This is a genomic window from Methylobacterium sp. GC_Met_3, assembly GCF_026540775.1.
In the GTDB taxonomy this organism is placed as follows: domain Bacteria; phylum Pseudomonadota; class Alphaproteobacteria; order Rhizobiales; family Beijerinckiaceae; genus Methylobacterium.
On sequence record NZ_JALNUL010000019.1, the window covers coordinates 1 to 14539 of the forward strand.

Below are 14539 nucleotides of genomic sequence, written 5' to 3' on the forward strand. Positions count from 1 at the left end.
ACGCGGCAGGTCGGCGGCCGAGGCGGCGCCGGTCAGGAGAGCCGTGGCGGCGCTGGCGAGAAGAAACTTCTTGATCATCTGGTCCTCTGTCTCCCGTTGGACGGGATGTGTGCGGGGCGACAAGAACGTCAGGACGCGTTCGGGCGATAGTGCAGGGATGCAACAGCCCCGACGCAGGCCCGGAAACGCGCCGCCGAAAGGTGCGCTGGAGCACATCATGGCGTAGGCTGGATTGAACGAGGCGGAGATATTGAGGGATCTCTGTCGCCGTCGGGACGCTTTATACCCTGTTAGTATCTTGGATCGGTGGATCTTCTGCCCATACGGTTTCAATGTCCGGTCCCTAGGCCTGTGCGCCCATCGAATCCTATTAAAAGTTGTGCTTTGCGATGTTGATGACACGCCTTTCGCGAAAGTCCTGAGGTGTCGTCAGAGATCGAAGCCGGGCACCAACCCGGACCTGTCCGGCATCGCTGAGGCGCATTTCCGCCCGGAAACGGGACTGGCGTTGGCCATCGGCTCGCTGGAGATCGCTGCCTCGCTGGAGGAGGTCGTGTCCATTCTTCGGCGGACCGCGCGGGAGATCGTCGGCTCCGACGGGATCGCGGTGGTCCTGCGCCAGGCGACACCGTCTTCTATGTGGCGGAGGACGCGATCGAGCCGCTTTGGCGCGGGCGCCGGTTTCCGCTGACCCACTGCATCTCGGGCTGGTCCATCCTGAACGGTCAGACCGTGATCGTGCCGGACATCGAGTTCGATCCACGCGTTCCGGTGGCGGTCTATCGCACCACCTCGATGCGCAGCCTCGTCATCGTCCCGATCGGCGTTCCCGAGCCGGTGGCCGCGCTGGGTGCCTACTGGTGCGCGTCCGTCATCCCGGACTACGCGACCGTCTACCGGCTGGAGGCCCTGGCTCATCGGGCCGCGGCCGCCCTTGAGCGGGTACGGCTTCTGTCCGAGGCGATCGGGGCCTGGCCCTGGGCTAAACCCTCCGGTTCCTGACGACCAAGGCCGCCGCCAGGCGTGTCGACCGCCCCCGGCCGTATGGATCGTTCGGCCGTCCCGGTTGTTCCTCGCTTCCACGACCCCGTAGGAAGTTCCACGTCCTCCATGAAGCGCTTCGTCCTCGTCGGCACTTTCTCTGCTTTGCTGATCGCCATCGTCCTCATCGCGGCCACGTGGTCGAAGGTCACGCCCATCAACCCGGCCGTGGCGCCCGACACCTCATCCACGCCCAATCCGACCGGTCAGCGGAAATGAGGCTCGGCGTCGGCGGGCGTGAAGCCTGACCGGCGGCGTAATCCGGTCCGCGGCCGGACGCACTGTTGGCCTTCCGGGAACATGCGTTGCGCTGAGGCCTTGAACCGTCACCGGTTGCTCGGTGGGTCGTCAGGAGGGGCGCATGGGACAGGATGTCGACGCGGCACGCGAAGCCTTCGGGTCTGTGCCCCCGGCGCGGCCCGCGCGACCCGCGGGAGAGACCGATCCGACGGCGGGCGGCAGCGGACCCCACGCCCCGGGCGCCGCCGTTCCGGACGCCCAGGCGGTGCCCGAGACCGGCGGCTACGACACCCGGCCGCCCCTGCCCATGCCGGACAACCGCAAGGGCGGCCACGGCGCCGGCTGAGCCATCCCGGCGCGTCCGCCGCAACGATGTCCCGGAACAATCCGGCTGGAATGCAAGTAGAACATTTGTAGGAATCTGCAAGTTTCAGCCGATCTATCAAATAATCTCGCTAAATCATCCGATTTCGGAACGTCGTGCTCCACTGAAGGATTGATGGTTCCGAAACCACAACGGAGTCCATCATGCGTATCCCTCTCGCCCTTGTCCTCGCGACCGTGCTCGGATCGAGTGCCGTCGCTCAGACCACGGTCACGGGCACGCCGGCTGCCCCCGACGCCAAGACGAGCCAGCAATCCGGCGGTCAACAGGGCGTGACGCGGCCGAACACCGATAAGATGACCCCGAACGGCACCGGAACCGGTGCGGGCGGCAGCGTCCAGCTTGAGAAGGGCGCGAACAGCTTCACGGAGGGCGAGACCCGCGCACGGCTCGCGAAGGCCGGCTTCATGGATGCCCGGGATCTCAAGAAGGATTCGGACGGCATCTGGCGGGGCACCGCCACGCGTGGCGGTCAAACCGTTCAGGTCGGCCTCGATTTCAAGGGCAATGTGGCGGCGCAGTAATCCGTCCCCGACGCGCGTATTAGCCGGCGAGACAGTTGGCAGGAGAAAATTCATGGCCCAGCAGACCATCACGGCCCTTTACGACAGCTACGCGGATGCGCGTACCGCCGTTGGCGAGATCGAGGCCAGCGGGATCCCGCACGGTGATATCAGCATCGTCAGCAACAACGAGGGCGATCGGCACGCCGGTGTCGTCGGTGACGGAACCGGGGATGCCGCCGCCAAGGAGCGTGCCAAGGACGGCACGGGTGCCGGCGCGACCCTCGGCACGGTCGCGGGCGGCGCCGCGGGCCTTCTGGCAGGCCTCGGGCTGCTCGCGATCCCGGGGGTCGGGCCGGTGGTCGCCGCCGGCTGGCTCGTCGCCACGCTGACGGGGGCCGGCATCGGCGCAGCCGCCGGGGGATTCGCCGGCGCGCTGACGGGTGCCGGGGTGGGCGAGGCGGATGCCCACGCCTACGGCGAGGGCGTGCGGCGGGGCGGAACCCTCGTCACGGTCCGCCTCGACCCGGCGCGGGCCACGCTGGCCCCGACGGTGACAGCGATCCTGGAGCGGCACGGCGCGGTCGATCTCGATGAGAAGGCGAGTGCATGGCGTGCGGAGGGCTGGGCGGCCCCGCAGGTCACCTCCGGCGCCGGCCCTGCCGGGACGAACGGCGAGCGGGGTCGGGTCCGGTCCTATCCGGCCACCACCGACCTCTGACCCCTATCGGTGATTCGGAAGACCTTCAAAGGCAGACCGGGCGATCGTTTCGAAACGATCGCCCGGTCTGCCGCGGTTGGTGTGCGTTGCGGGAGAAATACCGCCTATTCGCCAAGTCATCGTGCTAAATTTACTTCGTTTAAACCTTTGCCGGCCCCAAACGATGAGGAGACACAGCGCTTTTCGAAGGACCTCACATGACCGACACACACGATGAGGCGACCGAGACCTTGGCGGTTGTGACCGCCGAACTCGTTGCCGCCTACGTGTCGAACAATCCCGTTCCGGCCGCGGAGCTGCCGGCGCTGATCGCCCGGGTCCATGGGGCCGTCGCGGGCCTCGTCTCGGGCACCCTGACGGCGGAGACCGGCACGGCGGCCCAGCCCGATATCGACCGGCCCAGCGCGGCCCAGATCCGCAAGTCGGTTCGTCCCGACGGGATCGTCAGCTTCATCGACGGCAAGACCTACAAGACGCTCAAGCGCCACCTGACCAGCCACGGGCTGGACCCGCGGGCCTACCGCGACCGCTACGGCCTGCCGGCCGATTACCCGATGGTCGCCCCGGCTTACGCCGAGCAACGCTCCGCCCTCGCCAAGGCGATCGGCCTCGGCCAGCCCGGCGCCATGGCTGAGCGCGAGCGCAAGAGTCGGGGCTAGGCCCTGGCGGGATGCTGCGCATCCCTCTGCACGGTGGGCTACGATTCTCAGAGATCGCAGTCCGGCGGCGACACGCGCCCACCCTTCCCCCCTTGGTGGGGGGGGGGTGATGCGCAGCCGCTCTCAACCCCATCCAGCACCGATCTATGAATCCGGCGGCCCGTGTGGGAGGTGCGGCCCATGCATCTCCCCGAACCGCGCGATGAGACGCGACAGAGATCACCTTGGCCTCCCTGGGACGAATCTCCACAGGCACCACCGCAGGATCTGCGTGCATCACGGCTCCGATCTGTTTAGAACATTTCGTGAACGGATTGCATCGGCCGAGGCGGTTCAACCATCGGTGGCTGACAGGCTCGGATGTCGGTGGATCGCCGGGGATGGATCAGGGAAACAGCAATGCCGACACGGCTCTACCGCTTCCACTGTACGGACGGCCACGAGCTGGTGACCGACCTCGACGGGAGCCCGCTGTCGAACGCGGCACAGATGCGGGTTCATGCCGAGCGCGTGGCCCTTGCCCTGATGGAACGGGTGGTCGAGCGGTTCGATTGGTCGCGCTGGCAGGTCGAAGTCTACGATGTGCGGGGGCGCCGGGTCTGGATCCGGGCCTTCCCCGACGTGAACGTCGATGCGCAGGCCGCGTGAATCACGCCGAGCGTGACAGAAACTTGGGACGAGGGAGAACCGGAATGGCCTTCAAGCCGAAATCCGCCGCGGAGACCAAGGCGCGGGATCTGGGTCTTGCCCTGGCCCGGATCGCCGAGGACGAAGGGCTGCCGGCAAACATCGGGGTGGACCGGTTGCGCCAGGCGAGCCCGCGGCTGACGCCGCTCGCGGTCGGCCAGATGGTCCGCAAGGAGCGGGAGACCGTCGCGGAGACGTTGGCCGCGCGGGGCCTCACGCTCGTCGACTATTCCGATCACGGACCGGGCCGCGGGATGGTGTTCACCATCGACGCGGCCGGATGAGTCTTTCGGTGACCAGCCCGCTCAGGCAGCGGCCGGGCGGCGACCGCGCAGCAGGCGGCCGACGCGGCGGAGCAGCAGGAGCGGCAGCTTGAGCAGCGCCCTGACCGCGAGGACCGCGGCGACCGTCAGGAGCGCTAGAATCGAGTTCAGCATTGGGTCGTTCTCCCGGGGCCGGGCTGCCCCGTGGGGCTGAGCACCCCAGGGGGCGCCTGGAACACGGCAAGACTATGAACGCGGACGGTCCATCGGGTCGCAGGCCGGCCGGGTCGATGCAGCGGAAACGGTGCCGGGCCCTTCAGGCTTCCGAGCGAGGAGCGACCCTGTCGGCGCTTGGCCGCGCCATGCCCGGGACATATCCATGTCGCGACCGAATCTGTCGGTCGGCCCAGCTCCGCCCGACCGGGAACGCGTCGAGCAACGGTTTGCATGCGTTGCTCCGAAATGAGGGCTCGTTGGTCAGGAAGCCCTTCGGAATCGGAGAGTGGGTTTGCCCCATGACCAAGCGATCGCCATGACCGTGCAGCATCATCCCCCCTTCGAGTGGGTGCAGTTTCCAGAAGAGCGAGCCCGGTTTTCAGGCAGCCTGCGCGGCGTCGACGAGATTCGCCACTAAACCTTTGCCGTCGAAGTCGGCGGGACCGAGTATTTCGGCGAGATCAAAAGATTTTTCTGGGCCAAAAAGAACGACTACGACATCGAAATTGTCTCTTTCGGCTACGCGACAGAGGAACTTATCGGGATGCCGGTGCTTCGAGCCTGTCGTGTTTTCTCGCATGCGGACATCATGACCGTTCAGGCCTTGATTATTCAACTCATAGAGGCTGGAACAAGGTTTACGGAAAGACCGTATCTGCTGACGGAATACACGAACGCCCATTTCATGGGCCAAGTCAGGTTCCGGGACGGCTGGGCTTTGGTGGCGCATGATGGGCCTGCCGCGTGAGCGACGTGTCGACACGTCGCGCAGGCTACTGAATGGCCTCGCTCCGCGCGCCAGGACGGCGCGGGTCTATCGGCAGCTTGCTGGAGCACTCTCCGATGGGGAAACCGGTTCGGCGCGCAGACGCCAGACATCACGGCGAGATGGACCAAACAAGCGTGCGACGCTCACGATCTACGATACGGGAGACGGCAATCCACCCCTCGTCCTGACGCAGGTACCTCAGGATGGCGGGGAAGGAGAATCTCCCGAATCCCCCGGCATGGCGCACCGTCGTGGATCGTGTTGCGACGCGACCGGGAGCGCGTGTGGAGCATCTGCCGGACGCGGAACCGTCACAATGCCGCAGTCCTTTGCGTGCACATCCCCTGTATCGGAAAACCGGTGGCCGCCGTTCGGGATGATGCGCGAGCAGGTCAGATCAGGAACATGCCGGTCGCAGGATCGCCGCCTCCATCCGTCCCGCCCCGCGCTCCCGTCGGGAGCCGCAGGGCCGGACGTCGGTCACGCGGCGCCTCGACGCTTCCGACTGGCTGCGGCGAACTCGGCGACTTGGTCCGGACCTACGACTGGGCGCGCACGCCGCTCGGCCCGATCGCCGACTGGCCGCAGAGCCTGATCTTCGCGGTCAGCACCCTGCTGCTCTCGCCGGTGCCGATCGTGCTCCTGTGGGGTCCGGACGGCATCATGATCTACAATGATGCCTATTCGGGCTTCGCGGGTGGGCGCCACCCGCAGCTCCTCGGCTCCAAGGTGCGCGAGGGGTGGCCGGAGGTCGCGGATTTCAACGACCATGTGATGCGCGTGGGGCTGGCCGGGGGGACGCTCTCCTACCGCGATCAGGAACTCACCCTGCGCCGCTACGGCCGGCCCGAGCCGGTCTGGATGAATCTCGACTACTCGCCGGTCTTCGATGAGGGCGGGAAGCCTGCGGGCGTCATCGCCATCGTGGTGGAGAGCACCGAGCGGGTGCTGGCCGAGCGGCGCCTGCGCGAGAGCGAGGCGCTGTTCCGCACCCTCGCCCAGGGCATCCCGCAGCTGATCTGGCGCGCCGGGATCGACGGCGCCTGCATCTGGGCGAGCCCGCAATGGATCGCCTACACGGGGCAGGACAACGACGGCAGCCTCGGATGGGGTTGGCTGGACTCCGTCCATCCCGGCGACGTCGCCATCGCCCGGACCGCCTGGCAGGAAGCCGCGGCCAGCGGCCGGCTCTCCTACGAGCACAGGCTCTGCAACGCCCCCGGGCAGCGCTACCGCTGGTTTCAGACCCGCGCGGCGGCGGTGCGCGACGGAGAGGGGCGGATCGTGGAGTGGCTCGGCACCTCCACCGACATCGACGACCTGCGCCAGCTTCAGGAGCGGCAACAGGTGATGGTCGCGGAGCTGCAGCACCGCACCCGAAACCTAATCGGGGTCGTGCGCGCCATCGCGAAGCAGACCATGGCGCTGACCGGGCCGGGCGAGCTGTTCAAGGAGCAGTTCAACGACCGCCTGTCGGCGCTCTCGCGGGTGCAGGGTCTCCTGTCCCGCTCGGACCAGGAGCCGATCACGCTGCGCACGCTGATCGAAACGGAACTCGCCGCCCTCAACGCTCCGGACGCGCAGACCCGCGTCCGGATCGGGGGACCGGTGGTGCGCCTGCGCAAGGCGACCGTGCAGACCTTCGCGCTGGCCCTGCACGAGCTCGCCACCAACGCGCTCAAATACGGTGCCTTCACCACGCCGCAGGGTTCCCTGAGCGTGACGTGGCGGATCTGCGAGTCCGAGGACGGTCGCCGGCTGCTGATGGACTGGATCGAGGAGGGGCTGGTCCGCCCCTCGGGGGCCCAGGACGCGTCCCTGCGGGGCGGGTACGGTCGCGAGCTCATCGAGCGGGCGCTGCCCTACGCGCTGAAGGCCAGGACACGCTATGCCTTAAGCGAGACGACGCTCCAGTGTACGATCAACCTCCCCCATCCCGAGGGCGACACCGCAGGGAGCCTGCCATGAGTTCGGACGCGGCGGCGCTGACCGGCAAACGGGTGCTGCTGGTCGAGGACGATTACTTCATCGCCATCGATCTCAAAGCGTGGTTCGAGGAAGGCGGCGCCGAGGTGCTCGGCCCGGTGCCCAGCGTGGAGGAGGCGCTGGCACTGATCGCCGGCACGGACGCGATCGACGCGGCCGTGCTCGACATCAACCTGCAGGACGAACTCGTCTATCCCGTCGCCGACGCGCTGCACGCCCGCGGCGTGCCGTTCCTGTTCGCCACGGGCTACGATCCGGCCGTCGTGCCGCCGCCCCACCGGGCCGTGGCCCTGTGCCAGAAGCCGATCGACCCGCAGGTCGTGGCCCGGACCCTGTTCGGCTGAGGCGCCGCACAGGGTCCGGGCCCTCAGGCGCCCGCCGCGCTCACCAGCGGGCCTGCAATCCGGCGGAGATCACCTGGGCGGTGGCGCCGGGACGCACGTCGCCGGTGTAGCTCAGCGACAGCATCACGCCCTCGGCCACCGGGCCGGTCAGGCTCACCCCCAGGACCGCCCCGTCCCGGCCGAGCCGGCTCGTGCGCGTCGCGAACGGCACCCCGAACTGGCTCGAGCGCATTGTGGCGACGGTGTCGCCCAGCTCGCGCGCCCAGTAGGCCCGGCCCTCCAGCCGCAGACCCACCATCGCCCCCGCAGGGCCGTCGACCGCCAAGCTCGCCAGACGCCCGCCCACGAGGCTGCGCGCCCCGTCGAGGCTGCCTGTCGCGAAGCTCTGGCTCGCCAGCCCGCCCCGCTCGGCCACCCGCGCCCGGGTCAGGCGGTCGACGCTGAAGCCCACCTCCGGCACGAGCCCCACCGGCAGGCCGGTCGCCAGCGCGGTGCCGGCAAAGCCCGACACCCCGGCGTCCCAGCCCGAGGCCAGGCCGCTCGCCCGCGAGACGCCCGCGCCCAAAGCCACAGTCCGATCGATCCGGCCGTCCGCGTAGGACAGCCCGGCCGTGCCGCGCAGGATCACCGAACCCAGACGGGTGCTGGCGTAGAGCGTGCCGCCGTAGCTGTCGGTCGCGCTCCGGCCCAGCCCGAAGCCCTGGCCCCGCGACGCTCCGGTCTCGCGCAGGTAGCTGAACGCCCCGCCCACCAGCGTGTCGGCCCCTTCTGCTGGAGCAGCAGAGCTGCCAGCCGGACGCCCTGCACGGCCGCCCCCTGGACCATGACGGCGACCCGTTCGGGCGCCTCGTTCACACCTTCGTGGCGAACGTCGCCGCCTGCGGCGACCTCTTCGATCGGCGCGAGGCCCAGTCGGCCTCGGCGGCGATCATCCAGCTCTGCGCGAGCTGGCTGCGGGGGCGGGGGGAGGGCCGCACGTCCCGGAACCCGGACGTCCGGATCCGGGTCCGCCGCCTCGTGGAGGCGGAACTCGGCAACCCGGAACTCACGCCGGCGCTGATCGCGACGCGGCTGGGCCTGTCGCGCTCGACGCTGTACCGGCTCTTCGCCCCGGACAGTGTCGTCGCGTATATCCGTGACCGGCGCCTGATGACCGCGATGCGGATGCTCGCGCGCGAGGACGGGTCGAGGCCCGTCCGGATCGGGCAGGTCGCCTACGCGGTCGGCTTCACCGACGAGCGGACGTTCCGGCGGGCGTTCAAGCGCCGGTTCGGCTTCGTGCCCAGCTCCGCACAGCGCCCCGCCGAGACCGGACCGCACGCGACCCCCGGGGCGGTGCTGCGCCACTGGATCGAGAGACTCTGAGACGCTCCGCGGGCGGCTGTTTATCCACCCGGAGAGCGACTTGGGGAAGCGTTCGCCCAATCGGCCGCAATCGTCACACAGCGTGCGCATGTGTCCATCAAGCAGACACAGACCGTCCGATTTCACGACACTTTCCCGGATCTGTTCGGCAACCCGCCGTCGATCACGAAAAGTTAGGTTCCACCCGCCCCGGCCGGCGGCTCGCTCACGGAACTTGACCGGCTCCGGGGCGTCGGGCCGTTCGCAACACTGACGGCCGTCTTGCAGGGCCTGTCCGGAGGGCACGATTGTGGGCGGGACAGGTAGAGCGATCGGGCGGGCGCCTCATGCGTGAGACGCACGACGTGTTCGCCTTCGCGCATATCGGCGACCTCCACCTGCAGGGCGGGGGCGACCGGAACGTCGACGACTTGCGGGCGATCCTCGCCGAGATTGACGGCGTCCACGGGTGCGGCCTCCTCGACTTCGCCTACCTGCCGGGCGACCTCGCCGAAGACGGGCTCGCGGCGCAGTACACGATCCTGATCAACGCCCTGGCGGCCCATCCGCGCCTGCCGGTCCGCCTGATCGCCGGGGATCACGACCGCCAGTACGGTACGATGACGGATTTCGACGCCCTGTTCGCGCAGGTGGCGGGCAGCGCGCGGGGCGGCGATCACCACGCGCAAGACCATCACTTGTCCAAGTTCGGACAGCCCGACCCCGTCAGGCAGTACTACTTCGCCGACACGATTGCCGGCGTGCGCTGCCTGTTCCTCGACATGATCAGCGCTGGCTATGGCCGGAAGGGGTTCGGGCTCGATTTCCGGCTCGGTCCCTACCAGCTCGCTTGGCTCCGGAACGAACTCGATTACGCCGACCGGAACGGCCTGCCCTGCGCGGTCTTCACCCACACCTATCCGGACGACCTCAACGGGCCGGGCGAGAAGGCTGCGCTGGCCGGCCTGATCCGCGGCCACAACGTCCGCCTCGTCGAGATGGGCCACACCCATTACAACGAACTCGCCCATGACGGGCGCACGCTCTACGCCTCGGCCCGCTCGGTCGGTCAGAACGAGGACGGCTCGGTGGGCTACGCGGTGGCGGCGATCGATGGCGCCGTGACGAGCTGGCGCTTCAAGCCCCTCGACCAAGCGCTCCCCGTCACGATGATCACGAGCCCCGCCGACCGGCGCCTCGCCACCGCGGCCCTCGGTCCCAGCGCCACGATCACGGTGCGTGCCCTCGTGCTGTCGAGCGCGCCGCAGGCGGCTTGGTGCTGCTGGGCGCGGGTCGATGACGGTCCGGCTTATCCGATGAGCCCGGCCAGCCCGCGTATCGTCGAGGCGCAGGTTCCGTGGCCGGTTGGGTCGCGCCGCCTGTCCGTCACGGTGACCGACGGGACTCTGAATCCATGCACCCTGGCGCCGAACACCGACACCGATTCGATCGAACCCGTCTCTTGTTGCTTCGTGCCGCCGCTGGCACCGGACCGACCCGGCAGCGACGCGTTCCGCACGCCGTTCTGGCCCGAGAAGGGCATCCGGGGCGACCAGCTCGGTCCCAACCGCAACGGCCGGGGCTGGTAGCCGGCCTCTACCGAAACGCTGCACACATCCCTTTCCCGCCTCACCCGATACAGGACTACCGGAACCGATGGGCGCGCTGACGCTGACCCCCAATCTTGCCACCTGGGCGATCGCGGCCCTCGCGACTCTCGGCGTCATCCTGCGGCCGTTCTCATGGCCGGAGGCGATCTGGGCCGTGCTCGGCGCAGGCGCCCTGGTCGCCCTGGGGCTGCTCGCCCCCGCCACCGCCTGGGAGGGTGTGCTCAAGGGGACGGACGTCTACCTGTTCCTCGTCGGCATGATGCTGATGTCGGAGGTCGCCCGGAAGGAGGGCCTGTTCGACTGGCTGGCCTCGATCGCGGTCCGCGCCGCCAAGGGCTCGGCCACCCGGCTGTTCACCCTGGTCTATCTCGTCGGCACGGTCGTCACGGTGTTCCTGTCGAACGACGCCTGCGCGGTGGTGCTGACACCCGCCGTCTACGCGGCCACCAAGGCCGCCAAGGTCGAGAACCCGCTCCCCTACCTGTTCGTCTGCGCCTTCATCGCCAACGCAGCGAGCTTCGTGCTGCCGATCTCGAACCCGGCCAACCTCGTGGTCTTCGCCGATCACATGCCGCCGCTCATGCGGTGGCTTGCCCTGTTCGCGCTGCCCTCCCTGCTTGCCATCGTGACGACCTACGCGGTTTTGCGCCTGACCCAGGCCAAGACCCTCCGCGACCAGAGCGTGGCGACCGACGTCGAAGCCCAGCCGCTCTCCCGCACCGGCCTCGTGGCCGGGCTCGGCATCGTGGCGACCGGCGGCGTGTTGATCGCGGCTTCCGCGCTCGGCCTCGATCTCGGCTTGCCGACCTTCGTGGCGGGCCTGGCCACCACCGTGGTCGTGCTGCTGCTCAAGCGCGGTGGCCTCGTGGAGGTCGCCAAGGACGTGTCGTGGAGCGTGCTGCCGCTGGTGGCCGGCCTGTTCGTGCTGGTGGAGGCCCTGGAGAAGACCGGCGTGCTGGCCATGCTGGCGGACCTGCTCAAGGGCTACGCCCACGCCGCCCCGGAGGCCACTGCCTGGGGGGCGGGCGGCCTGATCGCGGTGCTGTGCAATCTCGTCAACAACCTGCCGGCCGGCCTGATCGCGGGGGCCGCCGTCCATGCCGCCCAGGTGCCCGAAAAGGTCGCGGGCGCCATCCTGATCGGCGTCGATCTGGGCCCGAACCTCTCGGTGACGGGTTCTCTGGCGACGATCCTCTGGCTCACCGCCATCCGCCGCGAGGGCCAGGATGTCGGCGCCTGGACCTTCCTGAAGCTCGGCCTGCTGGTGATGCCCTCGGCCCTCGTGCTGGCGCTCGCCGGCCTGCTCCTCGTCTGAATTCCCGCCCCGAGAACCCCAAGGTCCGCGCGTGACGGCTGCCCTCCTCTATCCCTTCATCCTGGTGGCCGGCGCGCTGCAGGCGCTCGGCAACGCCATGAACGCGCAACTGCGGGGCAGGCTGGTCAATCCGTGGCTGGCCGCGACGGTGTCGTTCCTGCCGATCGTGTTCGTGTTCACGACCCTGTTCTTCACGATGCCGACGCCCCTGCCGAGCCTCGAGGGCTTGAGCCGGATGCCCTGGTACGCCCCGCTCGGCGGCGTGGCCGGCGCGGTGGCGGTGTTCGGCGGGCTCGCCTTCATCGACAAGGTCGGCGCCGGGCCGTTCAACGGCCTGACGCTCACCGCCAACATCCTCACCTCGCTCGCGATGGACGCGTTCGGGCTGTTCGGCCTGCAGGCCTCGGGCTTCAAACCGCTCCCCTGGCTCGGCGGCCTGCTGATGGCGGTGGGCGTCACCTTCATCGCGCGCTCGGGCGGCAAGAAGGACAGCGGTGAGAAGGGCCCCGGCGGCAAGCTGCTCTACCCGTTCATCATCGTGGCCGGCGCCCTCATGGCGATCGGCGTGGTCTGGAATGCGCAGCTCCGGGGCGCCCTGGAGAATCCCTGGCTCGCCGCAACGGTCTCGTTCATCCCGGTCGTGTTCGTGTTCGCGCTGGTCTTCCTGCTGCGTCCGTCGCCGCTGCCGACCCGGGACGACCTCGTGGGGGTCCGCTGGTGGATGCCGCTCGCCGGCATCACCGGAGCGGTGGCGGTGTTCGCCGGGCTGCTGTTCGTCGACAAGGTCGGGGCCGGTGCCTTCAACGGCCTCTTGATCACCGCCAACCTGCTCACCTCGGTGGCGCTCGACCATTTCGGCTGGTTCGGCATGAAGCAGGTCAAGGCCGGCATGCCGCGCCTTGTCGGCGCCGCCGTGATGGTCGCCGGCATCGTGCTGATCTCGCTGTTCTAAGCGACCGGGATGTGGGCCTTCCCCGCCTGGCTGCTGCGCCGCGAGGTCCTGATCCTGGCGGGGGCCGTCCTGCTCGGCGCGGGCGGGACGGCGGCGTGGTACCTGCTTCAGGCGACGGTGCTCACCATCGCGGTCGCCCCCCGGGACGGCACCGAGCCCGGCCTGATCAAGGCCTATGCCGACGCGCTCGACGCCGCGCACGAAAACGTCCGATTGAAGATCCTGTCCTTCGACGACGTGCGCGAGAGCGCCGCCGCCCTGCAGGATGGGCGCGCCGACCTTGCGGTGGTTCGCCCCGACGTGCTGCTGCCGACCAACGGCCTGACTCTGGCGATCCTGCGCGATCAGGCGATGATCATCGCCTCGCCGGAGCAGGCCGGGATCAAGAGTTTTCCGAAGCTCGCCGGCAAGCGACTCGGCATCGCGGCCCACCGGGACGCCGACCTCTGGCTCCTGCGGAACATCCTCGGGTATTACGGCCTCACCCTGGAGGAAGCGGCCGGTCCCGCGCGGGATTCCGCGGTGCTGCTGGTCCCGGTCGATCAGGAGGCGGTGGCGGGGGCCTTCCGCGAGAAGCGGATCGACGCCTTCGTCAGCATCATCGCGCCCTCGGCGCCCAAGGCGCTCGCACTCGTGGGGGCCGTGCAGGGGCTCGCCCGCGGCGGCAAGGTCGAGTTCGTCGCCGTGGAGGACGACGACGCCGTGATCCAGCGCTTCCCGCGGCTCCAGGCGGTGACCATTCCGGGGGGCCTGTTCGCCGGCCGCCCGAAGCTGCCGGCCGACGACGTGAAGACGGTCGGCGCCTCCTACCGGCTGATGGCCCGGGCTTCCTTAAGCCGCGTGGTGGTGGCCGACGTGACCCAGCAGCTCTTCGAGAAGCGCACCGCCGCCGCCCAGGTCACGGACGCCGCCGAGTACGTCCAGGCTCCGGCCTACGACACCACGGTGGCGGCGACCAGCGCCCGCATCCCGATCCATCCCGGCGCCATCGACTATTACGAGCGCGACCAGCACGGCTTCATCGAGCGCTACGGTGACACGCTCTACCTGCTCGGCGCGCTGGCGGGCGGCCTCGTCTCGATGCTGGCCTGGATTCGCCAGCGCCTCGCCAGCCTGCGCCGGGAGCGAATCGACGAGATCATCGACCGGCTCCTGGAGATCGCCGGGCAGGCCCGGGCCTTGCGCGATCCGGAGGCGATCGAGGCGCTGACCGTCGAGGTCGATGCGCTCGCCATGGATGTGGTCCGCTACACCCGGGAGCGGGAGCCCGACCCGCCGGTCCTGTCGGCGGCCTCGGTCGCCATCGACACGGCCCGGGCCACGATCGCGGATTGCCGGATCCGGGCCGACGAGGCCGGGGCCCGCATCGGTCGCTCCGTGCGGCTGCACGGTTCGGGCGGGACCTGAAGGCCGGGCGCGGCTATCGCCGGCAAGACGATTCGTGCGTTTCCGGGCGTCATGCCAGCGGATGAGAAGAAGGTGTTTGCGTTAGCTTCCGAGGAGA

General features: G+C 69.1%; 17 protein-coding genes and 1 pseudogene. 15 read left to right on the forward strand and 3 right to left on the reverse strand.

Annotated elements, in window-relative coordinates; all coding sequences use genetic code 11:
• Positions 1-502 precede the first annotated feature (502 nt).
• From OXS27_RS19985 to OXS27_RS20020, 8 genes and pseudogenes are all read left to right on the forward strand, one after another.
• Positions 503-1002, forward strand: a pseudogene (locus OXS27_RS19985) (GAF domain-containing protein).
• Between the two features lie 108 nt (positions 1003-1110).
• On the forward strand, positions 1111-1260 hold the full coding sequence (locus OXS27_RS19990) for a hypothetical protein (RefSeq protein ID WP_243925108.1): 150 nt from the start codon (positions 1111-1113) through the stop codon (positions 1258-1260).
• Between the two features lie 142 nt (positions 1261-1402).
• Positions 1403-1627, forward strand: coding sequence for a hypothetical protein (locus OXS27_RS19995; RefSeq protein WP_243925110.1), 225 nt, complete (start codon positions 1403-1405; stop codon positions 1625-1627).
• A gap of 182 nt (positions 1628-1809) precedes the next feature.
• Positions 1810-2190: a hypothetical protein gene (locus tag OXS27_RS20000; RefSeq protein ID WP_267358364.1), complete on the forward strand. Its 381-nt coding sequence runs from the start codon at positions 1810-1812 to the stop codon at positions 2188-2190.
• A gap of 52 nt (positions 2191-2242) precedes the next feature.
• Positions 2243-2890: a hypothetical protein gene (locus OXS27_RS20005; protein ID WP_267358365.1), complete on the forward strand. Its 648-nt coding sequence runs from the start codon at positions 2243-2245 to the stop codon at positions 2888-2890.
• Between the two features lie 197 nt (positions 2891-3087).
• On the forward strand, positions 3088-3549 hold the full coding sequence (locus OXS27_RS20010; protein WP_267358366.1) for a MucR family transcriptional regulator: 462 nt from the start codon (positions 3088-3090) through the stop codon (positions 3547-3549).
• 399 nt (positions 3550-3948) lie between these two features.
• Positions 3949-4197: a hypothetical protein gene (locus OXS27_RS20015; protein ID WP_243916626.1), complete on the forward strand. Its 249-nt coding sequence runs from the start codon at positions 3949-3951 to the stop codon at positions 4195-4197.
• Between the two features lie 44 nt (positions 4198-4241).
• Positions 4242-4520, forward strand: coding sequence for an adenylosuccinate synthase (locus tag OXS27_RS20020; RefSeq protein WP_267358367.1), 279 nt, complete (start codon positions 4242-4244; stop codon positions 4518-4520).
• 21 nt (positions 4521-4541) lie between these two features.
• Here OXS27_RS20020 and OXS27_RS20025 read toward each other — a convergent pair whose 3' ends face one another.
• Both OXS27_RS20025 and OXS27_RS20030 read right to left on the reverse strand, forming a co-directional pair.
• Positions 4542-4673, reverse strand: coding sequence for a hypothetical protein (locus OXS27_RS20025; protein ID WP_267358368.1), 132 nt, complete (start codon positions 4671-4673; stop codon positions 4542-4544).
• A gap of 421 nt (positions 4674-5094) precedes the next feature.
• The gene (locus OXS27_RS20030) at positions 5095-5409 is read right to left on the reverse strand and encodes a hypothetical protein (protein WP_267358369.1); all 315 of its coding nucleotides are present in this window, start codon (positions 5407-5409) and stop codon (positions 5095-5097) included.
• A gap of 603 nt (positions 5410-6012) precedes the next feature.
• Between OXS27_RS20030 and OXS27_RS20035 the strand changes: the two genes are divergently transcribed.
• Positions 6013-7452 carry a PAS domain-containing protein gene (locus tag OXS27_RS20035; RefSeq protein ID WP_267358370.1) on the forward strand — a complete coding sequence of 480 codons (1440 nt, stop codon included), beginning with the start codon at positions 6013-6015 and terminating at the stop codon, positions 7450-7452.
• Positions 7449-7814 carry a response regulator gene (locus OXS27_RS20040; protein WP_243916630.1) on the forward strand — a complete coding sequence of 122 codons (366 nt, stop codon included), beginning with the start codon at positions 7449-7451 and terminating at the stop codon, positions 7812-7814. The genes OXS27_RS20035 and OXS27_RS20040 overlap by 4 nt, the downstream gene beginning before the upstream one ends.
• A 40-nt stretch (positions 7815-7854) precedes the next feature.
• Here OXS27_RS20040 and OXS27_RS20045 read toward each other — a convergent pair whose 3' ends face one another.
• Positions 7855-8568, reverse strand: coding sequence for an autotransporter outer membrane beta-barrel domain-containing protein (locus tag OXS27_RS20045; protein ID WP_267358412.1), 714 nt, complete (start codon positions 8566-8568; stop codon positions 7855-7857).
• A gap of 107 nt (positions 8569-8675) precedes the next feature.
• Between OXS27_RS20045 and OXS27_RS32680 the strand changes: the two genes are divergently transcribed.
• The 5 genes from OXS27_RS32680 (at position 8676) to OXS27_RS20070 (ending at position 14442) form a co-directional block, all read left to right on the forward strand.
• The gene (locus OXS27_RS32680; RefSeq protein ID WP_267358371.1) at positions 8676-9179 is read left to right on the forward strand and encodes a helix-turn-helix domain-containing protein; all 504 of its coding nucleotides are present in this window, start codon (positions 8676-8678) and stop codon (positions 9177-9179) included.
• 326 nt (positions 9180-9505) lie between these two features.
• The gene (locus OXS27_RS20055) at positions 9506-10747 is read left to right on the forward strand and encodes a metallophosphoesterase (protein WP_267358372.1); all 1242 of its coding nucleotides are present in this window, start codon (positions 9506-9508) and stop codon (positions 10745-10747) included.
• Between the two features lie 67 nt (positions 10748-10814).
• Entirely contained in the window at positions 10815-12083 is a 1269-nt protein-coding gene (locus OXS27_RS20060) for an arsenic transporter (protein WP_267358373.1), read from the forward strand.
• A 31-nt stretch (positions 12084-12114) separates the two neighbouring features.
• A complete protein-coding gene (locus OXS27_RS20065) occupies positions 12115-13035 on the forward strand; it encodes a DMT family transporter (protein WP_267358374.1) in 921 nt (306 codons plus the stop codon).
• A 9-nt stretch (positions 13036-13044) separates the two neighbouring features.
• Positions 13045-14442, forward strand: coding sequence for a TAXI family TRAP transporter solute-binding subunit (locus tag OXS27_RS20070; RefSeq protein WP_243921449.1), 1398 nt, complete (start codon positions 13045-13047; stop codon positions 14440-14442).
• The last annotated feature ends 97 nt before the right edge of the window (positions 14443-14539 follow it).

What these genes read in the sequence shown, in the direction of transcription:
- OXS27_RS19990 (WP_243925108.1), top strand. Translation starts at nt 1,111, where the DNA reads ATGAAGCGCTTCGTCCTCGTCGGCACTTTCTCTGCTTTGCTGATCGCC.
- OXS27_RS19995 (WP_243925110.1), top strand. Translation starts at nt 1,403, where the DNA reads ATGGGACAGGATGTCGACGCGGCACGCGAAGCCTTCGGGTCTGTGCCC.
- OXS27_RS20000 (WP_267358364.1), top strand. Translation starts at nt 1,810, where the DNA reads ATGCGTATCCCTCTCGCCCTTGTCCTCGCGACCGTGCTCGGATCGAGT.
- OXS27_RS20005 (WP_267358365.1), top strand. Translation starts at nt 2,243, where the DNA reads ATGGCCCAGCAGACCATCACGGCCCTTTACGACAGCTACGCGGATGCG.
- OXS27_RS20010 (WP_267358366.1), top strand. Translation starts at nt 3,088, where the DNA reads ATGACCGACACACACGATGAGGCGACCGAGACCTTGGCGGTTGTGACC.
- OXS27_RS20015 (WP_243916626.1), top strand. Translation starts at nt 3,949, where the DNA reads ATGCCGACACGGCTCTACCGCTTCCACTGTACGGACGGCCACGAGCTG.
- OXS27_RS20020 (WP_267358367.1), top strand. Translation starts at nt 4,242, where the DNA reads ATGGCCTTCAAGCCGAAATCCGCCGCGGAGACCAAGGCGCGGGATCTG.
- OXS27_RS20025 (WP_267358368.1), bottom strand. Translation starts at nt 4,673, where the DNA reads ATGCTGAACTCGATTCTAGCGCTCCTGACGGTCGCCGCGGTCCTCGCG.
- OXS27_RS20040 (WP_243916630.1), top strand. Translation starts at nt 7,449, where the DNA reads ATGAGTTCGGACGCGGCGGCGCTGACCGGCAAACGGGTGCTGCTGGTC.
- OXS27_RS20055 (WP_267358372.1), top strand. Translation starts at nt 9,506, where the DNA reads ATGCGTGAGACGCACGACGTGTTCGCCTTCGCGCATATCGGCGACCTC.
- OXS27_RS20060 (WP_267358373.1), top strand. Translation starts at nt 10,815, where the DNA reads ATGGGCGCGCTGACGCTGACCCCCAATCTTGCCACCTGGGCGATCGCG.
- OXS27_RS20070 (WP_243921449.1), top strand. Translation starts at nt 13,045, where the DNA reads ATGTGGGCCTTCCCCGCCTGGCTGCTGCGCCGCGAGGTCCTGATCCTG.